Origin of the sequence: Nonomuraea solani (assembly GCF_900108335.1) — a bacterium.
In the GTDB taxonomy this organism is placed as follows: Bacteria; Actinomycetota; Actinomycetes; order Streptosporangiales; family Streptosporangiaceae; genus Nonomuraea; species Nonomuraea solani.
Window position 1 is genome coordinate 71,524 of sequence record NZ_FNVT01000009.1, and the last position, 23,123, is coordinate 94,646.

24 protein-coding genes are annotated in these 23,123 nt (G+C 72.7%); 11 read left to right on the forward strand and 13 right to left on the reverse strand.

What is annotated here, in order from left to right; translation table 11 throughout:
• Window positions 1–8: 8 nt before the first annotated feature.
• The 12 genes from C4V41_RS30055 to C4V41_RS30110 all read right to left on the reverse strand — a co-directional run bounded on the left by C4V41_RS30055 (window position 9) and on the right by C4V41_RS30110 (window position 13,311).
• Window positions 9–842 carry an SDR family NAD(P)-dependent oxidoreductase gene (locus tag C4V41_RS30055; RefSeq protein WP_103959335.1) on the reverse strand — a complete coding sequence of 278 codons (834 nt, stop codon included), beginning with the start codon at window positions 840–842 and terminating at the stop codon, window positions 9–11.
• Window positions 839–1,855, reverse strand: coding sequence for a 3-oxoacyl-ACP synthase III family protein (locus C4V41_RS30060; RefSeq protein WP_235030456.1), 1,017 nt, complete (start codon window positions 1,853–1,855; stop codon window positions 839–841). Before C4V41_RS30060 ends, C4V41_RS30055 begins: the two co-directional genes overlap by 4 nt.
• Before the next feature lie 113 nt (window positions 1,856–1,968).
• Entirely contained in the window at window positions 1,969–3,846 is a 1,878-nt protein-coding gene (locus tag C4V41_RS30065; protein WP_103959337.1) for a carboxyl transferase domain-containing protein, read from the reverse strand.
• 72 nt (window positions 3,847–3,918) lie between these two features.
• Window positions 3,919–4,623 carry an SDR family oxidoreductase gene (locus tag C4V41_RS30070; protein ID WP_103959593.1) on the reverse strand — a complete coding sequence of 235 codons (705 nt, stop codon included), beginning with the start codon at window positions 4,621–4,623 and terminating at the stop codon, window positions 3,919–3,921.
• The gene (locus C4V41_RS30075) at window positions 4,620–5,591 is read right to left on the reverse strand and encodes a zinc-binding dehydrogenase (RefSeq protein WP_103959338.1); all 972 of its coding nucleotides are present in this window, start codon (window positions 5,589–5,591) and stop codon (window positions 4,620–4,622) included. The genes C4V41_RS30070 and C4V41_RS30075 overlap by 4 nt, the downstream gene beginning before the upstream one ends.
• On the reverse strand, window positions 5,557–6,444 hold the full coding sequence (gene fabD / locus C4V41_RS30080; protein ID WP_103959339.1) for an ACP S-malonyltransferase: 888 nt from the start codon (window positions 6,442–6,444) through the stop codon (window positions 5,557–5,559). The genes C4V41_RS30075 and fabD overlap by 35 nt, the downstream gene beginning before the upstream one ends.
• The gene (locus C4V41_RS30085; protein ID WP_103959340.1) at window positions 6,441–7,688 is read right to left on the reverse strand and encodes a beta-ketoacyl synthase N-terminal-like domain-containing protein; all 1,248 of its coding nucleotides are present in this window, start codon (window positions 7,686–7,688) and stop codon (window positions 6,441–6,443) included. Before C4V41_RS30085 ends, fabD begins: the two co-directional genes overlap by 4 nt.
• A complete protein-coding gene (locus C4V41_RS30090; protein ID WP_103959341.1) occupies window positions 7,685–7,954 on the reverse strand; it encodes an acyl carrier protein in 270 nt (89 codons plus the stop codon). Before C4V41_RS30090 ends, C4V41_RS30085 begins: the two co-directional genes overlap by 4 nt.
• Window positions 7,955–7,962: 8 nt before the next feature.
• Window positions 7,963–9,759: a beta-ketoacyl [acyl carrier protein] synthase domain-containing protein gene (locus tag C4V41_RS30095; protein WP_103959342.1), complete on the reverse strand. Its 1,797-nt coding sequence runs from the start codon at window positions 9,757–9,759 to the stop codon at window positions 7,963–7,965.
• 57 nt (window positions 9,760–9,816) lie between these two features.
• Window positions 9,817–11,169: an acetyl-CoA carboxylase biotin carboxylase subunit gene (locus C4V41_RS30100; protein ID WP_103959343.1), complete on the reverse strand. Its 1,353-nt coding sequence runs from the start codon at window positions 11,167–11,169 to the stop codon at window positions 9,817–9,819.
• 4 nt (window positions 11,170–11,173) lie between these two features.
• Complete coding sequence (locus C4V41_RS30105) at window positions 11,174–11,632, reverse strand: acetyl-CoA carboxylase biotin carboxyl carrier protein (RefSeq protein WP_103959344.1); 459 nt, start codon at window positions 11,630–11,632, stop codon at window positions 11,174–11,176.
• Window positions 11,632–13,311 carry an acetyl-coenzyme A carboxylase carboxyl transferase subunits beta/alpha gene (locus C4V41_RS30110; protein ID WP_235030480.1) on the reverse strand — a complete coding sequence of 560 codons (1,680 nt, stop codon included), beginning with the start codon at window positions 13,309–13,311 and terminating at the stop codon, window positions 11,632–11,634. The genes C4V41_RS30105 and C4V41_RS30110 overlap by 1 nt, the downstream gene beginning before the upstream one ends.
• 203 nt (window positions 13,312–13,514) lie before the next feature.
• Between C4V41_RS30110 and C4V41_RS30115 the strand changes: the two genes are divergently transcribed.
• The 10 genes from C4V41_RS30115 to C4V41_RS30160 all read left to right on the forward strand — a co-directional run bounded on the left by C4V41_RS30115 (window position 13,515) and on the right by C4V41_RS30160 (window position 22,302).
• The gene (locus tag C4V41_RS30115) at window positions 13,515–13,718 is read left to right on the forward strand and encodes a DUF5988 family protein (protein ID WP_103959346.1); all 204 of its coding nucleotides are present in this window, start codon (window positions 13,515–13,517) and stop codon (window positions 13,716–13,718) included.
• Entirely contained in the window at window positions 13,715–14,926 is a 1,212-nt protein-coding gene (fabF, locus tag C4V41_RS30120) for a beta-ketoacyl-ACP synthase II (protein ID WP_103959347.1), read from the forward strand. The genes C4V41_RS30115 and fabF overlap by 4 nt, the downstream gene beginning before the upstream one ends.
• A 67-nt stretch (window positions 14,927–14,993) precedes the next feature.
• On the forward strand, window positions 14,994–17,867 hold the full coding sequence (locus C4V41_RS30125) for a cytochrome P450 (RefSeq protein WP_160150429.1): 2,874 nt from the start codon (window positions 14,994–14,996) through the stop codon (window positions 17,865–17,867).
• Window positions 17,864–18,133, forward strand: coding sequence for an acyl carrier protein (locus C4V41_RS30130; protein ID WP_103959349.1), 270 nt, complete (start codon window positions 17,864–17,866; stop codon window positions 18,131–18,133). Before C4V41_RS30125 ends, C4V41_RS30130 begins: the two co-directional genes overlap by 4 nt.
• Window positions 18,130–19,254, forward strand: coding sequence for an SDR family oxidoreductase (locus C4V41_RS30135; RefSeq protein ID WP_103959350.1), 1,125 nt, complete (start codon window positions 18,130–18,132; stop codon window positions 19,252–19,254). The genes C4V41_RS30130 and C4V41_RS30135 overlap by 4 nt, the downstream gene beginning before the upstream one ends.
• Window positions 19,247–19,618, forward strand: a complete 372-nt coding sequence (locus tag C4V41_RS30140) for a nuclear transport factor 2 family protein (protein WP_103959351.1) — start codon at window positions 19,247–19,249, stop codon at window positions 19,616–19,618. Before C4V41_RS30135 ends, C4V41_RS30140 begins: the two co-directional genes overlap by 8 nt.
• A 4-nt stretch (window positions 19,619–19,622) precedes the next feature.
• A complete protein-coding gene (locus C4V41_RS30145) occupies window positions 19,623–19,859 on the forward strand; it encodes an acyl carrier protein (RefSeq protein ID WP_103959352.1) in 237 nt (78 codons plus the stop codon).
• Between the two features lie 10 nt (window positions 19,860–19,869).
• Complete coding sequence (locus tag C4V41_RS30150) at window positions 19,870–20,241, forward strand: 3-oxoacyl-[acyl-carrier-protein] synthase III C-terminal domain-containing protein (RefSeq protein ID WP_146103828.1); 372 nt, start codon at window positions 19,870–19,872, stop codon at window positions 20,239–20,241.
• A 13-nt stretch (window positions 20,242–20,254) separates the two neighbouring features.
• Complete coding sequence (locus tag C4V41_RS30155) at window positions 20,255–21,034, forward strand: SDR family oxidoreductase (RefSeq protein ID WP_103959354.1); 780 nt, start codon at window positions 20,255–20,257, stop codon at window positions 21,032–21,034.
• Window positions 21,031–22,302 (forward strand): cytochrome P450, encoded by a 1,272-nt coding sequence (locus C4V41_RS30160; RefSeq protein ID WP_103959355.1) that lies wholly within the window; start codon window positions 21,031–21,033, stop codon window positions 22,300–22,302. The genes C4V41_RS30155 and C4V41_RS30160 overlap by 4 nt, the downstream gene beginning before the upstream one ends.
• A 6-nt stretch (window positions 22,303–22,308) precedes the next feature.
• Here the strand turns inward: C4V41_RS30160 and C4V41_RS30165 are convergent, their stop codons facing one another.
• Window positions 22,309–22,641: a YnfA family protein gene (locus C4V41_RS30165; protein WP_103959356.1), complete on the reverse strand. Its 333-nt coding sequence runs from the start codon at window positions 22,639–22,641 to the stop codon at window positions 22,309–22,311.
• A 77-nt stretch (window positions 22,642–22,718) separates the two neighbouring features.
• Here C4V41_RS30165 and C4V41_RS30170 point away from each other — a divergent pair, with 77 nt between their 5' ends.
• On the forward strand, window positions 22,719–23,099 hold the full coding sequence (locus C4V41_RS30170) for a MerR family transcriptional regulator (protein ID WP_160150430.1): 381 nt from the start codon (window positions 22,719–22,721) through the stop codon (window positions 23,097–23,099).
• Window positions 23,100–23,123: the final 24 nt, after the last annotated feature.

Sequence of the window (23,123 nt, forward strand, 5' to 3'; positions counted from 1 at the left end):
TTTCGAAGTCAGTCGGCGAAGGGGGAAGGGGGTTTGGGGATTCCCGCGAGCCCGCCGTCCGGCACCGAGAGGCCGCCGTCCACGACGAGGGCCTGCCCCGTGACGGCGGCCGCCGCCGGCGAGGCCAGGTAGACGGCGCTCGCCGCCACCTCTTCCGGGTCGAGCCAGCGGCCCAGGGGGACGTGGCTGAGCAGCCAGTCGGCCAGCGGGGCCTGGTCGCGCATGGGCGCGGTCATGTCGGTACGGACCCAGCCCGGGCACAGGGCGTTCACCCGGATGCCCTGGCGGGCCCAGGCGGCCGACAACGAGCGGGCCAGCGAGATCTGGCCGGCCTTGGTGACCGCGTACGCCTCCATGGCCGGCGACGCGATCAGACCGGCCACCGACGACATGATCACGATGTTGGCCCTGCCGGACTCGGCGAGGTACGGATAGACGGCCCTGCACAGCGCGACCGTCCCACCGAGGTTGACCTCCAGGACCGGATCCCAGTCACTGGCGTCGCCCTCGGCGAACGGCGCGAGCCGTGAGTTCCCGGCGTCGTCGGTGGGCAGCACCCCGGCGTTGTGGACCAGGATGTCGAGCCCTCCGAGCGCCTGGGCCGCCTCGGTCGCGAAGCGCCCGGCCGTCTCGGGGTCGGACAGGTCGCCCGCGATCGGGAACACCCGCCGGCCGGTCTCCTGGACCCGCTCGGCGGTGTCCTTCAGCGCTTCGATGCTGCGCGCCGTGATGGCGACGTCGGCGCCCGCCTCGGCGAACGCGAGGGCGACGGCCCGCCCGATGCCCCGGGAGGCGCCGGTCACCAGGACGCGCGCCCCGTCGAGCCGGAAGTACGAGGTCATGACGATGCTCCTTCGAAGGATCGGCTCCAGGTCAGAATGGTGCTGCCCCAGGTCAGCCCGGCTCCGAAGGCGACCAGGAGCACCCGGTCACCGGGGCGCAGCCGGTCGCTTCCGGCGGCCCGCGCCAGCGCGTACGGCAGGGAGGCGGCTCCGATGTTGCCGACCTCGTGCCCGACCACCATGAGGCGGTCCTCCGGCAGCCCCAGCTCGGCCGCCGCCCGGCTCAGCAGCACCGGGTTGGGCTGATGGGAGACGACCAGGTCGATGTCCCCGAGTTTCAGGCCGCCGCGTTCCAGGGCGGCCGCCACCATCTCCGGGAAGATCTTCAGGGTGAAGTCGCGGACGGTCCCGCCGTCCATGTGGATGACGTGGTCCTTGTCCGCCAGGCTCTGCGACGAGGCCGGGATGCGGCTGCCGCCGCCGGGGATGAGGACGGTTCCCGCGTCGGTGCCGTCCGAGCCCAGGACGATCGGGTCGAACCCGCCGTCGGGCACGCGTCCCAGCACGGTCGCCGCGGCTCCGTCGCCGAACAGCACGGAGGTGGCCCGGTCCTCGGGGTCGAGGAAGCGTGAGTACGCCTCGACGCCCACCACGACCGCGAGCTTGTCCTCGTTGCCGCCGCGCAGCCAGTCGCAGGCCACGCGGGCGCCGAACATCCAGCCGGAGCACGCCGCGGCCACGTCGAAGGCCACCGCGCGGTCGGCGCCCAGGAGCGCCTGGACCCGGCAGGCGGTCGACGGGCCGAGCTCGTCGGGGGTGGAGGTCGCGAGCACGAGCAGGTCGATGTCGCCGGGCGGCCGCCCGAGGGGTTCCAGCGCGCGCCGTACGGCCTCCGCGGCCAGATCGGAGGCCGCGTGGCCGGGTGGCGCGACGTGACGTCGTCGTATTCCGGTGCGCTCGGCGATCCAGTCGGGGGTCACGTTCGCCGCGTCGGCGACTTCCTCGTTGGTCCGTACGTCGGCGGGGATGCAGGTGCCCGTCGTGAGGACACCCACCCTCGTGTCTGTCGGCACGGTGAGTCCTCCTTTTTCGGTCATCGGATCCAGCCTGCGCGTCGCCGCTTACGCGGATCAGACGCACCGGTGACGGGAGACCGGGACAGGGGCCGGGCCGCGTCACCGGCGCGTCACTGGGGCTGGTTGTCGTGCCGGAAGCCGGGTTCGAGCGCGCTGGTGAGCACGGCCAGCCTGGCGGCCACGGCGTGCCGGGTACGATCCGGGGCGAGCACCGCGTCGACCGGTCCGAGCGCGGCGGTGTTCGTGCTCTCCCAGGCGTAGACGGCGTCGGCCCCGATCTCGGTGGCGTTCATGACGGTGTGCGTCCCGCGCAGGATGACGCTGATCCGGGGCACGCTCGCCTTGATCAGCGCGTACAGCAGCCTGGCGCCCGTGTCCTCCTGGCCGGGCGGGAAGAGCGGGGTGTCCACGAGGGTGATCAACGGCAGGCCGTACGCGTCGCACATCCGGACGAACCGCGTCCCCTTGTCCGTGGCGGCGAGGGTGAGCGGGCCGGTGGCGGCCACGATGCCCGCCGGCATCCCTTCGACGCGGGCCAGCGCGGTGATCAGGCCGTCGCCGGTGCCCGCGTAGAGCTCCAGGTCGCTGCCCGAGTCCACGATCCCGCGGATGACGTCGCGGGTCTCGGCGGGCGAGCCGGGCATCGGCTCGGCCGGTACGGGCGGGGCCACCGGCGGCGGGTGCCAGCAGGAGCTCGGCAGGTAGCCGAGCAGGCGGCGGACCAGGGGGAAGGTCTCGTCCACCCCGGGGCTGGTCAGGGCGACGTTCCCGGAGCCGGCGGCGCCCGTGGTCACCACCAGGTCGCTCAGGGCGGAGACGTAGGCCGCGGCTCCCGTACAGGGCCCGAGGACGACGCTGATCTGCGGCACGTGGCCGCTCAGCCCGGCGGCGGTGCGCAGGACCGGGCCGTAGCCCTCCAGGGACGCCTCGCCGGAGTCGATGAAGCCGACGACGGGGACGCGGGCGCGCCTCGCGTACTCCATGGCGCGCTGGATGTCCGCGCCGTCGGAGGAGGAGGCGGAGGAGGAGGAGGAGGAGCGTCCGCCGCGCGCGAAGACCGCGACGGACTTGCCGTCGACGCGGCAGACCCCGCTCGCCGGAGCGTCCCCCGGCTCGCCGGGGCCCAGTTCGGCGAAGGTGCCGGGGTCGGCGATGGCCCGCAGGTACTCCTGGGGGCGCCGGGCCGTTCTCACGAACGGCTCCGGTTCGGCGGCCGGGCGCTTCACGGGGTCGTGGCCGAGATCGTGGTTGAGTATGGCGGTGAATCGCTCGGAGAGCCGGGGGTTGGGCTCGATGCCGAGATCGTCGACGAAGCGCCTGCGCACCCTCTCGTACACGGCGAGGGCGTCGGCGGTCCGGCTGAGCCGGTAGAGGCAGGTCATGAGCAGGTCGGCCAGTTGCTCGTGGTACGGATGCTCTTCGAGCAGCCGTTCCAGATCCGAGACGACCTCGGCGTCGCCGCCCACCCCGATGCGGGCCTCGATCAGCGACTCCACCGCCTGGAGCTTGACCTCCTCCAGCCGGCTCGCGAGGAACCTGGCGCCCTGGCCGATCGACACGCCGTCCAGGACCGGGCCCCGCCAGAGGCCGAGGCAGCCCTGCAGCACCGCGATGGCCTCGTGCGCGTCGGTCCCGACGAGCGCGCGGCCCCGCCTGGCCTCGGCGAGGAACTGCGCGACGTCGCTCTCGGCGGCGTCGATTTTGAGCGCGTAGCCGGTGTGGGAGCTGGTCAGCCGCTCGGGGCCGGGACCGTGCGCGTCCCATTGGGCCAGCTTGCGGCGCAACCGGGTCATCTGCGCGTGCAGGGCGCGCAGCGGCTTGGCGGGCGGCTCGCCGCCGTAGATCTCGTCGACCAGCCGTCCGGCCGGGACGACGTTGCCCTCCGCGGCGAGCAGCTCCGCGAGCAGCACCGCCTGCTTACCTCCGACGGCCGAGGGCTCACCGGAGTCCGTACGGACCGTGAGCGGGCCCAGTTGCAGAAACCTCATCGGCCCAATCGTGGGCCGACCCGCCGGAGCGCCGCAAAGAGGGGTTCCACGCTGCGGAACGACCGGACTTTCTCACGCGCCCAGCGCCAGCCCCGCGTCCACGGGAATGACCGCGCCGGTGACGTAGCGCGCGTCCTCGCCGGCCAGCCAGAGCACCGCGGAGGCGACCTCTTCCGGCGTGGCGGGACGGCCGAGAAAGGTGCGGCCGATGAGCTCCCGCCGGCGTTCGTCCGCCATGTCCTTGATCAGCTCGGTCTCGACCAGTCCGGGGGCGACGACGTTGGCGGTGACGCCGCGCGGCCCGAGCTCTCTGGCGACGGAGCGGGCCAGGCCGATCAGCCCCGCCTTGGCGGCGGCGTAGTTGCTCGCTCCCTTGCCGCCCTCCGTGCCGAGCACCGAGGACATGAAGATCATGCGGCCCCAGCGGTTGCGCAGCATGGGCCGGGAGGCGCGGGCGGCGACGCGGAACGCGCCGGTCAGGTCCGCGTCCACGACCCGGCCGAACCGGTCCTCGTCCATCCGCACCAGGGGCACGTCCTCGGCGATCCCGGCGTTGGCGACGAGCACCTCCACCGGGCCGTGCTCCCGCTCCGCCTCCGTGAAGGCCGCGTCGACCTGGTCCGAGCTCGTGACGTCGCAGCGGACGGCCAGCAGGCCGGCCGGCGCTCCCGAGCCCCGGTGGGTGACCGCCACGCGATCGCCGTTCCTGGCGAACGCCTGGGCGACGGCCAGCCCGATCCCCCGATTCCCGCCGGTCACGAACACCGAGCGGCTCACCATGAGAACACCACCTTCCCGATCAGATCGCCGTCCAGCATCCGGCGGAAGCCCTCTTCGGCGTGGTCGAACGGCAGCTCGGCGGCGATGTCCGGCCGCAGGTCGTGCTGCAGCATGAACCGGATGAGCCGGTCGAGCTCCTCCGGGGTGCCGCTGGTGGAGCCGACGACGCGGAGCTCGTTCCAGAAGAGCCGGTTGAGGTACGCGGGCGGATCGCCTCCGGTGGTCGCCCCGGTGACCACGATCGTGCCGCCCGGCCGTACCGAACGCAGCGAGTGCGCCCAGGTGGCCTGCCCGACGCTCTCCATCACCGCGTCGACCGGCTCCGGCACGGGCGCGCGGGCCGGAAGGGCGGTGTGCGCGCCGAGTCTCAGCGCCGCCTCCCGCTTGGCCTCGCTCCGGCTGGTGACCCAGACGCGCAGGCCCGCCGCGGCGGCGAGCCGGATCAGCGCGGTCGCGACGCCGCCGCCCGCCCCCTGGACCAGCACGGTGTCACCGGGCCGCAGCCCGGACTTGGTGAAGAGCATCCGGTACGCCGTGAGCCAGGTGCCGGTGAGGCAGGCCGCCTCCGCGTCGGAGAACTCCTCCGGCTTCGGGCAGGTCACGCTGTGCCGGGGCACCGCCACGCGCTCCGCGAACGTGCCGGGGTGGTCGTCGCTGAGCAGCGAGTGCCCGGGGTCCCTGATGGGCTCGTGCCGCCATTCCGGGCGGCACACCATGCCGTGGATGATCAGCTTACGGCCGTCGTCGTCCGCGCCCAGGCCCTCGGCGCCGAGGATCATGGGGTAGCGGTCGGCGGGCAGCCCGGCTCCGCGAAGCGTCCACAGGTCGTGGTGGTTGAGCGCGGCGGCCACGACGCCGAGCACGATCCAGTCGTCGCCGGGCGGGCCTGGCTCCGGTTGTTCGCCGAAGCGCAGCGCCTCCAGCGGGTTGTCAGCGGCGGGATGGTGCGCGTACACCGCTTTCATCGGTGACTCTCCTTTCCCGTCGTATCTGCCGGAGCAGGCCGGCGAGCACGCCGTCCCCTCCCACTTCGAGAAGCCTGGTGTCGGGATCGCCGGCCAGCACGTGCCGCACGGACTGCGCCCAGAGCACGGTGTGATCGATCTGCTCCGCGAGCTCGGCGGCCATGGTCTCGGCCCGGTGCGGCCGGGCGGTGCGGTTGGCGAGCACGGGCACCCGCGGCTCCCGGCCAAGCGGCCCGTGTTCGAGCACCTCGGCGAACCGCCGGGCGGCCGGCGCCATGTACCGGGAGTGGAAGGGCCCGCTGACCGGCAGCGGCGTGACGGCGGCGGCGCCGGCCTCGGACAGGGCGGGCGTGACCGCGTCGAGCTCCCGCCGGGGACCGGCCAGCACGATCTGCCGTGGGGCGTTGACCGCCGCCAGGTCGAGGGGACCAGACCGGATCACGTCGCGGACGGCGTCCTCGGTCAGCCCGGTCACGGCCGCCATGCCGCCGCGCACCTCGTCCATGAGCCGGGCCCGCTCGGCGATCAGCCGCAGCCCGTCCGCGAAGCCGAAGGCCCCGGCCGCCGCCAGGGCGTTGTACTCGCCCAGGCTGTGCCCGAGCATCACGTCCGGTGCCACCTCTTCGGTGTCGGCCAGGTGGCGGAAGGCCAGCGCGTTGATGGTGTAGACGGCGGGCTGGGTGAACCTCGTCCGGTCGAGCACGCCGTCCGGGTCCTCCAGGCACAGCCGGCGGATGGAGTAGCCGAGCGTGTCGTCGGCCTCCTCGACGAGGCCGGGGTAGCGCGGGAAGAGGTCCCGCCCCATGCCGATCTGCTGGGTGCCCTGCCCTGGGAAGAGGGCGGCGAGCGTCATCGGTCTTCTCCTTTCTGGGCTTGGGGGTGGCCGAGGACGACGGAGCTGTTGATGCCGCCGAACGCGAAGCTGTTGCTCAGGGCGAACCGCACCTCGCACGTCTCGGCGGTCGTCCCCACGAAACGCAGGTCGGACCGCACGGGGGTGTCCAGCCACGGGTTGGGGTGGCAGTAGCCGCCGCTCATCTGGAGCGTGGTCGCCACCAGTTCCACGAGGCCGGCGGCGGAGAGGCAGTGGCCGGTGAGCGCCTTGGTGGCGTTGATCCGGACATGTCCGGAAGGTCCGAAGACGCGGTGCAGGGCGTCCGCCTCGGTGGCGTCGCCGAGCGCCGAGCCGGTGGCGTGCGCGTTGACGTAGTCGATGTCGTCCGGGGTGAGCCCGGCCGTGGCGATCGCCTGGCACATCGCGGCCACCTGGCCGTCGGCGTTCGGCTTCGTTCCACGGTGGCCGTCCAGCCGCTGGCCGTGGCCGAGCACCTCCGCCGTCACCGGGACGCCGCGCTCCGCCGCGTCCTCTGGCCGTTCCAGGACGACGGCCGCGGCGCCCTGCCCGTAAAGGAAGCCGCTGCGATCGACGTCGAACGGCCGGCAGGCGTAGGACGACATCGCGCCGCTCCGCAGGAAGGCGGAGACCTCGATCTCCGACAGTTCGGACACCGGCGCCACCACCAGGCAGCGGGCCGCGAAGCCCGCCTGCACCAGCCGGACGGCCTGGGCCAGCGCCACGGTGCCGCTGGCGGACGCGCCGCCGACGCTGAACCCCTCGGCGTGCGCCCCGACCGTCTGGCTCACCGTGCCGACCGCGTCGGTGTCGAACACGTCCAGGATGTGGCTCGGTTGCACCAGGCCGGGATCGTCGGCGTACCTGATCACCTTGCCGGCCTGGTCGCCGAGCGCCAGGTTGTTGCCCGCGACGATCACCGTCGCCGCCGACCGCTCCTTCTCGGAGAGCCGGGCGGCGCGCGCCGCGGCGAGCGCCACGCAGGCCGCGGTCCGCGCCGGCCGCGCGGCGCGTCCCGCCGCCCGGCGCAGCCGCCGGTGCGCCTCCCGGTCGTCTCCGAGGTGGTCGTCCGCCCAGTCGCGGACGCTGAAGGAGCCCAGCAGGGACGCCGGGACGGGCTCGTGCCCGGGAACGAGCTCCGCCGCGCCGAAGGCGTTCCCGCCCTCGCGCAGCATCGTGTCGAAGTCCGCCAGGCGGCCGCTCCCCGGCAGGAGCACGGCCGCGCCGGTGATCGCGACTCTCATGAATCCTCTTGGGCCGTCTTGCCCGCGATGTACGTGGTCAGCTCGCTGAGGGTCGAATGCTGGTACAGCACGTCGGCCTCCTCTTTCAGGCCGTACTCGCGGTTGATCGTCCCTATGAGCTCCACGCCCAGGACCGAGTCGAGCCCGAGGTCGCGGAACGCCGTGTCCTCGCCCACCTCGTCGGGCTCCACGTACAGGACCTCGGCGATATGGGCGCGCAGCGCCCCGCGGATCTCGTTGGTCTGCTCCTGAACGGTCATCGTCATCTGTCCCTTCATCGGATCGGGTGCGGGTCGCCCTTGAACCAGTGCGGACGCCGTTCAAACGGGTACGGCGCCAGAGCGACCCTGCTCGGTTCCCGGCCGGGCCAGGTCTGCGCCCAGTCGGTGGCTCCGCCGTCGAGCCAGGAGGCCACGGCGGAGCGCTGCTCGCCGCCGAGGCGATCAAGCGCTCGCGGGGATTCGGTCTCTGGAGTGGCCACGGCGGGGTGCGCGGTGTCGGCCGCGATCGCGCCGAGCGCGTCGCCGAGCCCCTCCAGGTCGTCGGCGACCACCGCGCGGCGGACGGCCAGCGGTGCGCGGCCGTGCTGCAACGTCCAGGCGACGGCCGCCACGTCGACTGCCGCGTCGGCCACCGTGCCGGCTGCCGTGTCGGCTGTCGTGCCGGCCGCCGTGATGACCTCGCGGAGGCCGCCGGCGAGGCGGCGCAGCGCCGAAGGCGTGGCCGCGGACAGGGGGAAGACCAGGGGGCCGTCGGGGCGGGGCTGGTCCGGCGGCGCGGGCGGCTCCTCAATGAGGACGTGGGCGAGCGCCCCGCCGAGCCCGAAGGAGTTGACGCCGGCCCGGCGCGGAGAGTCCGACGGCGGCCAGGCGACGTCGTGGTCGGCGATCGCCATCGGGGCGCCCGTCAGGTCGATGCCGGGATCGGGCGCGTCAAGTCCCGCGATGCGCGGGATCCTGCCGTGGGCCAGCACCAGCGCGGCCTTCACCAGCCCGATGAGGCCGGCGGCCGGCTCCAGATGGCCGATGTTCGCCTTGACCGAGCCGATCCACACCTTGCCCTCAGGACCGCCGGCGCGATCTTCGGAAGCGCCGTCCGTGAGAGCGCGCCGCAGCCCTTCCACCTCCACCGCGTCGCCGCCGGTGCCGGTGCCGTGGGCTTCCAGGTGGCCGATGGAGCGGACGGGGACTCCCGCCGCCCGTGCCGCCCGGGTGATGAGCCGGGCCTGGGACTCGGCGTCGGTCCCGGTGAGCCCGCCCGCCTGCCCGTCGTGGCCCAGCTCGACGCCTCGGATCACGGCGCGGATCGGGTCGCCGTCCCTGAGCGCGTCCGGCAGCGGCTTGATCAGTACGCAGGCGCCGCCCTCACCCCGGACGTACCCGTCGTGACAGGCGCTGAACGGCACCGACTCGCCGGTCGGCGACAGCGCCCCGGCCCGGTAGGCGGTACTGGCGTAGAAGCCCTGGCAGATGACGTTGGCGGCGCCCACCAGCGCCATGGGGAAGTCGCCCGCCTGCAGCCCGCGTACGGCCAGGCCGAGCGCGGTCAGACCGGAGGAACAGGCGGAGTCGATCGCCGTGCTGGGCCCGGTCAGCCCGAAATGGTAGGAGACCCGGTTGGGTATGAAGGTGGTCAGCGCACCCGGCAGCGCGCCGCTGTCCACGGCCCCCGCGCAGCCCATCCGTTCCCGGTAGTCGGTCATGCACGTGCCCGCGAAGACCGCGACGGGCCGTCCCTTCAAGCTCTCCGGGTTCACGGCGGCGTCCTCGACGGCGTGCCAGGCCAGTTCCAGGAACATGCGCTGCTGCGGGTCGGTCCAGGCGGCCATCCGCCGGGAGATGCCGAAGAAGTCGGCGTCGAACCCGCCGACGTCCGGGATCAGCGCCGCCCGGGGGGTGCCGACGGGCACGTCTCCGTGGTCGAGCCCCGGAACCCGCTCCGGTGGGATCGGCGCCACCATCCGTGTGCCCTTCCCGAGCAGGTTCCACAGCTCGCGGACGTTCTCTGCCCCGGCGACCCGGCACGACATGCCGATGATCGCGACGGGGGTGGCCACTGTCTGGGCGTCCATCGTTACCTCCTCTCCTCACGAGCTTGGGAGAGCGCGGTGACACGCCGGTGACGCGCTTCAGACGCCCGGGGGTTCCCGCAGGGACTCGATCAGGCCGAGACGGTGGGTGCCGGAACGGAACGCGGGGTCGGCCAGGACCCGGCGCAGGAAGGCCGTGTTGGTGGTCAGGCCGTCGCAACGGAACTCGCCGAGGGCGCGGTCGAGCCGCCGGATCGCGCGATCGCGGGTGGGCGCCCAGGCGATGATCTTGGCCAGCAGGGAGTCGTAATGGGGCGGGACGACGGCGTCGGGCACCAGGTAGGTGTCGACGCGGATGCCAGGGCCGCCGGGAAGCGCCAGGTAGCCGACGTCGCCCGCCGACCCCGCCCAGTCGCGGTCGGGGTCCTCGGCGTTGACCCGGGCCTCGATGGCGTGGCCGTCGAGGCGTACGTCGCGCTGGTCCAGGGCGAGAGGCTCGCCGGCCGCTTCGCGGATCATCGTCTCGACGATGTCGATGCCGGTGCGCGCCTCGGTCACCGGGTGCTCGACCTGCAGGCGGGCGTTCATCTCGATGAAGTGGGCGTTGCGGTCGCCGTCCACGAGGAACTCGAACGTGCCGACGTTGCGCAGCCCGATGGCCCGGGCGCCGGTGACGGCGGCCTCCCACAGGGCGTGCCGGACGTCATCGGGCAGATCGGGGGCGGGCGACTCCTCGATGATCTTCTGGTGGCGGCGCTGCACGGAGCAGTCGCGCTCACCGAGATGGATCACGTTCCCGTGGGAGTCGGCGATGACCTGGACCTCGATGTGCCGGCCGTCCCGTACGAACTTCTCCACATAGACGCGCTCGTCATGGAACAACGCCAGGGCGGTCGAACGGGCGGCCTCGAACGCCTCCGCCAGATCGGCCGGATCGTGGACCGGGACGATGCCCCGCCCGCCGCCCCCGGCCAGCGCCTTGAGCACGACCGGGTAGCCGATCTTCTCCGCCTGGGCCGCCGCGTCGTCCTCGCCGGTCAGCGGGTCGGGTGAGCCGGGCAGCACGGGCAGGCCGGCCTTCCGCATGGCGGCGCGGGCGGCCTGCTTGTCGCCCATCAGCGTCAGGTGCTCGGGTGCGGGGCCGATGAAGGCCAGGCCCGCGTCCCGGCACGCGGTCGCGAACTCGCTCTCCTCGGCCAGGAAACCGAAACCGGGATGGACGGCCTCGGCCTTCGTGCGCGCGGCCCCGTACAGGAGTGAGGGAATGGACAGATAGCTGCGGCCGGCCTGGGGCGGGCCGACGCACACGGCGTCGTCGGCCAGGCGGACGGCGAGACTGTCGCGATCGGCGGTGGAGTAGGCCACCACCGCCCGGATGCCCATCTCCCGGCAGGTGCGCAGGATACGGACGGCGACCTCGCCGCGGTTGGCGATCAGAATGCTCCGGAACACGTCGTCACTCCCCGGAGGCGGGCCTCAGAGTGGCGAGGACCTCCTCGTACTCGATCACCTGTTTGTCCTCGGCACGGAACTCCTCGATGACGCCCGCCTGAGCGGTCTTGACGGGGGTGTAGGTCTTCATGGCCTCGACCAGGCCGATCTGCCCGCCCTCTCCGACGTGGTCGCCTTCTTCGGCGAACGGCGGGTCGTCGGGCGCCGGCCGGCGGTAGAAGACCCCCACCGTGGGCGCCTTGACCTCCACCAGGCCGCTGTCCCGATCCTCAGGCGGTTCGGGCGCGTCAGGCACCGGCGCCGGGGAAGGAGCGGCCGCCTCGCCCTGGATCTCGACGACGGCGCCGTCCGCCTCCACCCGCACGCCGCTCACCGGGCTCTGTCCCATCGCCCCGATCAGGTCCTTGGCGGCCGTCACGGCGGCGTCCAGAGCGGCCCCATCGGCGTCTCGCTTTTCCATCATCAACCTTCCGTTTCTGAAGCCAGGCGGGTGCACCAGCGCCTGTCGAGGTCGTGCAGCCGCCGCCACCGCCGGGCGACGAGGTCCTCGGGCGCGGTGGCGAGCAGCGGAGCCAGGTGTTCGCGCAGTTCCCCGGCGAGCAGCCGGGCGGCGGCGTCCGGGTCGGCGCCGGCCCCTTCGGGCGGCTCGGGCACGATGGCGTCGACCAGGCCCAGCCGGTGCAGGTCGGCGGCCCGCAGGTGCAGCGCCCTGGCCGCCTCCGGGGCGTGGGCGGAGTCGTTGAACAGGATCGCGGCGCAGCCTTCCGGGCTGATCACCGAGAGCGTGGCGTTCTCCTGCATGAGCAGCCGGTCGCCGACCGCGAGCGCCAGAGCGCCGCCGCTGCCCCCTTCGCCGGTGACCACGCACAGCACCGGGATCGCCACGCCGGCCGCCATGAGCAGGGTCTCGGCGATCGCCCCGCTCTGGTTGTCCTGTTCCGCGGTGACTCCCGGGTACGCGCCCGGCGTGTCGATGAGCGTGATCACCGGCAGCCCCCACCGCTGGGCCAGCTCCATCAGCCGGACCGCCTTGCGATAGCCGGCCGGATGCGACATGCCGTAGTTGTGCTCCGGCAACCGGGCCGGATCGCTGCCCTTGCGGTGACCCAGCACCACGGTCGGCACGCCGTCCAGCCAGGCCAGACCTCCGCACAGGGCCGGGTCGTCGCCGCTCCAGCGGTCGCCGCCCAGCTCCACGAATCCCGTCCAGACGCGGTCGATGTAGGCGCGCGGGTCGGGACGGGCCGTGTCACGCACCGCGCGTACCGCGGCCCAGGGGTCGGGGTCGTCCTGCCGCGGCGTTCGCCGAGGCGCCGCGTCCGGCTCGAACGTGTACTCGTCCGGCACGGCCGTGAACTCCACCAGCCGTCCCAGCAGCTCGGGCAGCCGCGAACGGGCGATCACCAGATCGACGTGGCCCTGCTCCTTGAGGAACTCCGCCCGCTGGAAGCCGTCGGGCAACTCCTGGGCCATGGTCTGCGCGATCACGCGAGGCCCGGTGAACCCGGCACGGGCGCCCTCCTCGGCCACGATCACATCGCCCAGGGCGGCGAACGAGGCCGCCACTCCCCCGTACACGGGGTCGGTCAGCACGCTGATGTACGGGACCCCCGCCTTGCGCAGCCTGCCGATCGCGGCGGCGGTCCTGGCCATCTGCACCAGCGAGATCACGCCCTCCTGCATGCGCGCGCCGCCGGAGGCGGACACGGCGAGCAGGGGGACGTGGGCGCGCAGGGCGTGCTCGGCCGCGTACACGATCTTGTCTCCGACGACGGCCCCCATGCTGCCGCCGAGGAAGTCGAAGTCCAGCACGGCCACGACCACGTCATGGCCGCCCATCCGCGCCGTCCCCGTCACCACGGCCTCCGCCAGGCCGGTGTCGGTGATCGCCTGGCGCAGCCGCTCGGGGTAGGGGAGCCGGTCGGTGAAGTCCAGCGGGTCGGTGGCCGTCAGGTCCTCGCCGAACTCCTGGAAGCTGCCGTCCTCGACGAGCTGGGCGATCCGATCGTGGGCGCCGAGCCGGAAGTAGTGCCCGCACTCCAGGCAGATCCCGGCCTGGCGCAGGCGCTCCCGGCTCAGCCATGCTCCACATTTCGGACACTTTCGCCACTGCTCGGCCTGATCGCCGATGCGCGACAGCATGTCCACCGCGTGGTCACCCCTTGATGTTGAGAAACGCATACTCCTGACGGGGTCACCATGCCGTGCCCGCGAAATGCCGGCCACCGCGTGTTCCGTTCCATGGAACGAGCGCGCTGTTCCACTCTGTCGAACAGAGAATTGTTTCGCGACCCTTCAGCGCCGGAGGCTGATATTCCGAATATCCGATGAGGGGAAGCGTTTCCATGCGGCCAGTGCTTTTGGCGGGCGGGCCTCAGGACCTGCCGGATGACGTACGACACCGGCAGGTCCCCGCCGCGGAGAACAAGATCAGCGTGGAGTTCCGCGGCGGCCGCGAGCATTTCTGCTACACCGGCGAATCCCGTACGGACTCTGGCGACGTGATCGCCGTCTACGAATGGTCCTACCGTACGGAGATCGCCGAATGACCGCCGTGACCGGACTGGGCCTTGTGACGCCCGCGGGGATCGGGACGTCCACGAACTGGGCGCGGATCCTGAGCGGGAAGCCGGCCGCCGCCCCCGCCAAGGGGCTCGCGGGAATGCCGGTGGAGTTCGCCTGCCAGGTTCCGGGCTTCGACGGCGAGGAGCTGCTCGGGGCGCGGCAGGCACGGCGCATGGACAGGTACGTCCAGTTCGCGGTGGCCGCCACGCGCGAGGCGATCGGCGACGCGAACCTGGACCCGCGTGGCTGGGACGGCTCCCGGGTCGGCGTCGTGATGGGCACCGGCGCGGGCGGGACGGGCACCATGGAAACCCAGCACCACCAGCTGACGGACAACGGCGCCAGGCGTGTCTCCCCGCTGGCCCTGCCCATGGGGCTGCCCAACATGGCGGCGGCGCAACTCGCCATCGAGCTCGGGGCCACGGGACCGAACCTGGCCGTGTGCACCGCCTGCGCGTCCGGCGCCACCGCCATCGGGGTCGCCCGTGACCTGCTGCGCTCCGGCGCGGCGGACGTCGTGCTGGCCGGTGGCGCGGAGGCGGCCGTGACGCCGTTCTTCGCCGCCGCCTTCGCCCGGATGAAGGCGTTGTCGAACCGGCACGACGACCCGGCCGCCGCCTCCCGCCCGTTCGACACCGGGCGGGACGGATTCGTCATGGCCGAGGGCGCGGGGGTGCTCGTCCTGGAGTCGGAGGAACACGCCCGGCGGCGCGACGCCCCGATCAGGGCCCGCCTCGCCGGCTACGGCGCCTCCGCGGACGCCTTCCACGTCACGGCCCCGCACCCCGACGGCGAGGGCGCGCGGCGGGCGATGCGGGCGGCCCTGGCCGACGCCGGACTCGGCGGCGCGGACATCGACCACGTCAACGCGCACGGAACCTCCACCCCTCAAGGCGACCTGGCCGAGGCGAAGATCATCGAGCGGGTGATCGGCCGGAGGGCGGCGGTCAGCTCGGCCAAAGGGGTGATCGGCCACGCGCTCGGCGCCGCCGGGGCCATCGAGGCCGCGTACACGGTGCTGAGCGTCGAGCACGGCCTCGTCCCGCCGACCGCCAACCTCGACCGGCTGGATCCCGGCATCGATCTGGACATCGTCTCCGGAGCGCCGCGACGGCGCCGCGTCGACGCGGCGATGAGCAACTCGTTCGGTTTCGGCGGCCACAACGCCGTCCTGGTGTTCGCCGCGGCCTGATGGCCGGGCCGATTTCAAAGGCCCACCTTTTTAATGGTTCGCCGATTTTATTCGAAGGAAGATGAACATGGCCATGGTCGAGGCGTGGGACGCCTTCCAGGCACTCTGGTCCGACTCCGGGCGCCGGGATCCGTATCCCCATCTTCGCGCCCTTTCCGAGCACGCCCCGGTCTTCTCGGTGGGCCCGCGCCGGGTTCTGGCGCTGGGATATGACGAATGCGATTACGTACTCCGCCATCCTGAGCTGTTTCGCGTGTGCGACCGCGAATGGGCGGACATGGAATGGCCGACCTGGCGCGAGCACCCGTCGGTGCGCTCCATCTACAACGCGCTGATGCACCAGGAGCCGCCAGGGAACCAGCCCGCCAGGAAGCGGCTGGCGCAGATGCTCGGCCCCCGGCGGATGGACCGGCTGCGGCCCCTGATCGAGGAACAGGCGCGAGAGCACGTCCGCCGTCTGCGGAGTCTCGCGGCCGGGGGCGGCGCCGACGCGGTCGACCATCTCCTGACGCTGCCGAACACCACGATCGGCCTGGCGCTGGGCGTGCCCAAGGCGGATCTGCCGCGGCTGCGCCAGTGGTCGGCGGCCTTGATGGAGGCCAACGACTTCAACCCCCCGGGCGGAGATCTGACCGCCGCCGACGCCGGATACAAGGAGCTCCACGACTACCTGCGGTGGCTGGTGGCCGAAGGCAGGCCGGGCCTGGCCACCGAACTGGCCACCGGCTGGACCGGAGATCAGGACGGGCTCCTGGACAACCTGGCCTTTCTGATCGGAGCGGGGACCGAGACGGCCTCCGTGATGCTCGGCACCGGGCTGCGCATGCTGGTCGAGCGGCCCGAGCTGCGCTCGCTCCTGGTGCAACGCCCTGACCTGGTGCCCTCCTTCGTCCAGGAGACGCTGCGCTACGACCCGCCCGCCCAGCTCGCGGCACGGTGGACCCTCGAACCGACGACCCTCGGGGAGCTGCGGCTGCCGCGTCACTGCCTGGTCATGCTGATGCTCGGAGCGGCGGGGCGCGACCACCGGCACTTCGACGACCCCGACCGCTTCGACCCCTACCGCTTCGCTCCCATGGACGAGGACGGCGGCCGGCAGGACCCGCCGCGCCTGCTGAGCTTCGGGGTCGGGCCGCACTTCTGCGTCGGCTCGGGCGTGGCCATGCTCACCGGTGAGATCGTCTTCCCCCTCCTGGCCCGCGCGTGCGAGGGCATGACCTTCGCCGAACCCCCGGTCCACGCGGTCGGGACCGTCATCCACGGCTACGAGCGCCTGCGGGTGACGATCAGGAAACCGGCGCTCGACACCGGCTTCGACCCGGCCGTCATCGAGGGAGGCACGCTGCCCGAGGCGCTCAGGCACCTCGCGTCGAAGGCTCCGGACACGAGCTGGGTGTTCCCCGCGCCGGACGTCCGGCTCGCGGCGAGTGAGCTGTACCGATCGTCGCTGGCCATGGCACGCGGCCTGTGCGAGGCGGGCGTGCGGCAGGGAGAGCGGGTAGGGCTGCTGCTGCCCACGGGCCCGCAGGTGTGGCAGGGCCTGTTCGCCACGGTGTCGGCCGGCGCCGCGGCCACCATGCTCCCCGTACGCCCGCTGGAGCCCACCCAGGTGGCGGCCGAGCGACTGGCGAGGATCGTCGACTCGGCGGGCATGCGGCACATCGTGGCCGGCCACGGCTTCGACAAGCTGGTCCGCGCGCTGCTGGCGCAGCGGCCCCGACTCCGCTGCCTGCCCCTCGCGGAGGGCGGCGGATCCCAGGCACTCCCCGAGGCGGCACCAGACGACTTGGCCGTGGTCCAGTACACCTCGGGGAGCACGGCCTTTCCCAAGGGGGTGACGCTGCGGCACGGCACGGTGCTGGCCGGGCTGCGCGCGCTGCTGACGTCGGCGTCGCTGACCCGCCGCGACAGCCTGGTGCAGTGGGTGCCGCACCACCACGACATGGGGCTCTTCACGCCGCTCGCCTACGGGCTGGCGGGTCTGGACGTGCACACGTTCGCGCCGCTCGACTTCGTCCGGCGGCCCGCGGCCTTCCTGGAGTACCTGGAACGATGCGGCGGGACCACGACGACCGGCCCTGACTTCGGGTACGCGCTGCTCAACGACGCCGCCCGCGAACTCGCCCCGGACACGCTCGATCTGGGCCGCTGGCGGCTGGCCTACAACGGCGCCGAGCCGGTACGCGCCGCGACCGTACGCGACTTCACCCGCACCATGGACGCGCACGGCGTCAGCGAGAACGTGATGTTCCCGGTCTACGGGCTCGCCGAGGCGACGCTGGCCGCGACGTTCCCCACGCCGGGCAACACCCCCCGCATCGAGTACGTGGACCGCGACCGGCTGGCCGACGGCAGCGCCGTCCGCGTCCCCCGCGACCACGAGCGCGCCAAGGACATCGTCTCCGTCGGCCGCCCCGTGCACGGGATGCGGCTGCGCCTGGCGGGACATCCCGCCGAAGGCGCCACGGGAGAGATCCAGCTCGCCGGCGACGCCGTCACCCCCGGTTATCTCAACGCCCCCGAGGCGAACGCCGCCGCGTTCGACGGCTCGTGGTTCCGCACCGGCGACCTCGGCGTACGGCTCGACGGAGACCTGTTCGTCGTCGGCCGGACCAAGGACCTGATCATCGTGAGCGGGCGCAACTACTTCCCCGAGGACGCCGAGGCGATCGCGAGCGCGGTCCCGGGGGTGCACCGCGACCACTGCGTCGCCTTCGGGGACACCGATGAGCACCTGGTGGTCGCCGCGGAGAGCCTCCACCACGATCGCGCCGACGAGATCTCGACGGAGATCCGCAACCAGATCCGCAGGCAACTCGGGCTCGACGCGGTCCGCGTACGGATCGTGCCGCGCGGAATGCTGCCCCGCACCACCAGCGGCAAGTGGCGCCGCAACGACACCCGCGACCTGCTCGCCAACACCCAAGGAGATCAACGATGACCGAATCAGCCACGGCCACCCGGGACGACGTCCTGGAACAGGTGCGGCGGCAGACCTGTGAGACGTTCAACGTGCCCCCGGAGGAGGTCGGCGACACGACCGTGTTCCTCGACATCGAGGGCGCGGAGTCGATCCGGCTGCTGCGGCTGGTCAGCCGGCTGGAGCACCACTACGACGTCGTGCTGATGTCGGAGGACGCCCCCGTCGTCCAGACCGTGGGCGAGCTGACCGACCACCTCGTACGAGCCCAGGGAACACGGGCATGACGCACCTGATCACAGGAGCCACCGGCATGCTCGGCAGCGCGATGGCGCTGGAGCTGCTGGCACGTACCGATGACCCGATCTGGTGCCTGGTCAGAGCCGCCGGCCAGGAAAGGGCGCGGGTCAGGCTCTGGCAGGCGATGGCCCGCACCGCCGAAGAGCAGGACCGCACGCCGGTCCTGACCGGCGCGGAACAACGTCTCAGAGCGCTGCCCGGAGACATCGGCGATCCGGGCTGCGGCCTGGACGGCGGGCCGCGGCCTCCCCCCGGCCGGGTCCACGTGTGGCACAGCGCCGCCACGCTCCGCTACGAGCCGGGCTTCGCCGAGGAGATCCACCACGGCAACGTGATCGGCACCCGCGAGGTGATCGGACTGGCCCGGCGGTGGGAGGCCGAGCTGACCTACATCAGCACCGCCTACGTGGCGGGCCGCCGCCGCGGCCTCCAGCCCGAGAAGCTTCCCCCGGCCGATCAGCCGGTGAACAACCGGTACGAGCGGTCCAAGGTGATCGCCGAGCGGATGGTCGCCGAGTCGGGCCTGCGCTGGCGGATCCTGCGGCCGAGCGCCGTGGTCGCCGACAGCGGCACGCTGCGCACCGGCTCGTTCTCCGGCCTGTACGACCTGGCCGCCCGGGTGGGCCGGTTCCGTCGCCAGTACGCGCGGCGGTACGGATCGCGCCTGCTGGAGCGGCCGTCCCGGTTGTGCGGCGACGGCGCGGGCGAGATCAACCTCGTCCCCCTCGACCACGTCGCCGGGCACGGCGTCCGCGCCGGCCTGACCGGACCGCCGCGCACCGTCTTCCACCTCACCAACGCCACGGCTCCGACGGCCCAGGACATGTACGGCGCGGCCTTCGCCCACGGGGGCCTGCCCGAGCCCGAGTTCGTCGAAGACGCCGGCGACATGGACGAGATGGACCGGCTGCTGGCGAACATGTTCGCCTTCCACCTGCCGTACACGTGCTCGCCCAAGACCTTCGACAGAACCAACACCGCCGCACTCGTCGGCGACGCGGCCATGGCCTTCGCCGCGCCGCCGCACACCATCCGCGACCTGCTCCGCAACCACATCCAGCGGCCCCACCGCTATCCGCGACGCACGAAGGAGAACACCCATGCGTGACCATCACGCGGCCGTACGCACCTGGCTGGACCACTACAACCACGACGTCCGCCGGATGGTGGACGAGTGCTACGCCGACGACTTCATCGTCACCGTCCCCGGATTCCTGCGCATCGACGACCGCGAGCACTTCCACAAGGTCGAGCAGGCCGTCCTGGAGGCCGCCCCGGACCGCCGGGGCCACATCGTGAACACGATCCGCACCGGCGACCAGGTGATCGTGGAGGCCCTGCTGACCGGCACGGACCCGGACACCGGAACGCCGTGGGAGACGCCCTGGTGCGCGATCCTCACGTTCGACGGGGACGGCCGCATCACCCGGGACAACACCTACCTCAACCCCGCCGAATGGCCGGGGGTGTAGGGCCGTGCCGGACCTGCTCGCCGCCCTCGCCGACATCGTCGAGGACGTCACCCGTATCCCCGCCCGCGACGTGACACCGGACGCGACCTTCGCCGACGACCTCGACATCGACTCGCTGGCCATGGTGGAGATCTCGGCGGCCGTCCAGGACAGGCTCGGCGTCGAGATCCCCGACGACCGGCTCAAGGATCTCAGAACGCCACGCGACGTCATCACGTACGTCCGTGCCGCCGCACCGTGAAGGGGATGACATGGCGGTCAAGGCCGCCGAGCACGCTCTGAAGTCCGCCGCCGTCACCGACCTGGACACCGTGATCGTGGCCACCTCGACGGCCGCGTCCACCATTCCCAGCACCGCCGCCCAGGTCGCCGCCCGGCTCGGCCTGGCGAACCCGGCCGCGTTCGACCTCAACACCGCCTGCGCGGGCTTCTGCTACGCGCTGGTGTGCGCGGACTCCCTGATCCGCAGCGGCACGTCCCGCCGGGTGCACGTGATCGCCGCCACCATTCCGCTCGCTCTGTCCCGCATGATCGACTCCCGGGAGATCCCGGCCGGAGAGCCGATCCCGCTGTTCGGCTTCGGCGCCGGACTCGCCTACGCGGGCCAGATCGTGACCTTGTGAAAGAAGTGAGCACATGCGCCTCGCAGGAAAGAACGTGGTCATCACCGGCGCCGCCGGTGGGATAGGCACCGCCCTGGCCCGCCGTTTCGCCGCCGAGGGCGCCGCCGCCCTGGTGCTGGCCGATGTGATCATGGAGCCGATCGACGCGCTGGCCGGAGAGCTGCCCTGCCGGGTCGTCCCGATCCGTACCGACGTGTCCTGCGAGAAGGACGTACGGGAGATGACGGCCGCCGCCGAGCGGCTGGGCGGCATCGACCTCCTCTGCTCGAACGCCGGCACGAGCACCGCCCTCGACCTCTACGCACCCGACCGGATGTGGGCCGGCTGCTGGGAGACGAACGTGATGGGGCACGTCTACGCGGCCCGCGCGGCGCTGCCGGCCATGGTGGAACGGGGCAGCGGATACCTGCTCCACACCTGTTCGGCAGCGGGCCTGCTCACCCTGCCCATGGACGCCCCCTACAGTGTCACCAAGCACGCCGCGGTGGCCCTGGCGGAATGGCTGAGCATCGCCTACGGGGATGCGGGGATCAAGGTCAGCGTGCTGTGCCCGTCGGGGGTCCGTACCGGGATGACCACCGCCAGCGCCGAGGTGGAACGGATGCTCAGGGCGTTCGGGCCGCTGCTCGAACCCGAGCAGGTGGCCGACGCCGTCGTCGGCGGGCTCGCCGGGGAACGCTTCCTGATCCTGCCGGACCCGGACGTCTCCGTGGCCGAACGCCGCCGGGCCGCCGATCGCGACCAGTGGCTGGCCGACATGAGACTGGTCGCCGGGCGGGGGGCGCGCCGATGAGAACGGCCGAAGCGTGGACGGCGTTCGAGGCGTTGTGGACGCCCGAGGGCCGCGCCGACCCTTACGCGCACTATCCGGCGCTACGCAGTTCGGGACCCGTCTTCACGGCCGGGCCGCGCCGGGCCGTCGTCAGCGGTTACCGGGAGTGCGAGCAGGTGCTCCGCGATCCGGCATTCCGGGTGTGCGACCCGGAATGGGGCGACCGGGAGTGGCCCGGCTGGCACGACCACCCGTCGGTCGTCTGCTTCTACACCGCTCTGATGCACCGTGATCCCCCGGCCAACCAGCCCGCGCGCAAGCTGCTCAGCCGCTGCTTCGCGGCGCGGGCGGTGAGCGAAATGGGGTCCGCCGTGCGGCGGCAGGTCTCACGCCACGTCGATCGCATCATCGAGCTGGGCTCGGACCCGGCGGGAGCCGACGTCATCGCCGAGTTCACCAAGCCGCTGTCGATGGCCGTCCTCGGCGAGTTCCTCGGCCTGCCGGAGTCCGACCAGCCGATGCTCCGCGACTGGATCATGGACTTCGCCGCCGCCAACGAGTACGTGCCGCCGGGCGGCCCCGACCTGACCGCCGCCGACGAGGCGGCCGGCCACCTGCGCGAGTACCTCACCGCGCACGTCAGCGCGGGGCGCGGCGACGTGATCGGCTCGATGGCCGGCGAGTGGGGCCCGGACGGACGGGACGACCTCGTCTCCAACCTCATGTTCCTCACCGCCGCCGGCACCGAGACCTCGACCTACCTCCTGGGCAACGGCATGGTGCGGCTCGCCGCCGACCCGGACCTGTTCGCCCGGCTCCACCACCGCCCCGAGCGGGCCCGGGAGTTCATGGCGGAGCTGGTACGCCACGACCCGCCCATCCTCTACACCGCGCGCTGGACCGGCGAGGCGACCACGCTGGGCGGCGTGCGCCTGCCCCGGCACACGCTGCTCCTGGTGCTGTTCGCGGCGGCGAACCGGGACCCGGCGGTCTTCCCCGATCCGGACCGCTTCGTCCTGGACAGGTTCGACCCCGAACGCATGGCGGCCGATGCCGCGCAGCCGCTGAGCTTCGGCCACGGCCGGCACTTCTGCCCGGGCTCGGCGGTCGCGAGGCTCACCGGCGAGACCGCGTTCCGGCTGCTCGCGGAGCGCTGCGAACGCCTCACCCGCACCCGGCCGCCCACGCGCCACGACGGGCTGATCGCCCATGGCCACGCGGCGGCTCCGGTCGCGTTCACCCCATGGGCATTCAGGCGGCCAGGTCGTCGGGGTGGCCAAGGGGGCTGACCCGGCTCAGCCGCGTGGCGCGTACATGATCACCAGGACGCCCGCCAGGCAGACCAGCGCGCCGATGACGTCCCAGCGGTCGGGCCGGAATCCGTCGACGACCATGCCCCACGCCAGCGAGCCGGCCACGAACACCCCGCCGTAGGCCGCCAGGATCCGGCCGAAGTTCGCGTCCGGCTGCAGCGTGGCGACGAAGCCGTACAGGCCGAGCGCGATGACGCCGGCGCCCATCCAGAGCAGGCCGCGCTGCTCGCGCACGCCCTGCCAGACCAGCCACGCGCCGCCGATCTCGGCGAGCGCGGCCAGGGCGAACAACAGCAGGGAACGGATGATCGTCATGGTCGGTAGTACAGCGCATCCCGGCGTCCTCGTACGAACGGTAGAGTCTGGACTTGAGTCCAGAGTCAAGGAGTGCCGTGAAGATCGGACGGGTCGCGCGGGAGGCGGGCGTCAGCGTGGACACGGTGCGCTTCTACGAGCGGCGCGGCATCCTGCCCGCCGCCGAGCGCAGGCCCTCGGGCTATCGCATCTTCGACGCCACGGCGGTGGAGCGCATCCGCATGGCCAAGGCGCTGCAGGAGCTGGGCTTCACCCTCGACGAGGTCGTGGACGCCCTGACCGCCCACGACCAGGGCGGGGCGACCTGCGAGAGCGAGCGGTGGCGGCTGGAGGCGGTGGTGGACCGGCTCGACGCCAAGATCGCCGACCTGACCAGGGCCCGGCAGGCCGCCGCGGAGAGCCTGCGGGACTGCCAGGGCGGCCGATGCCGGCTCACCCTGGTGTCCCGGCCACGCTAGACCAGCGCGCGACAGCGGAGCCGG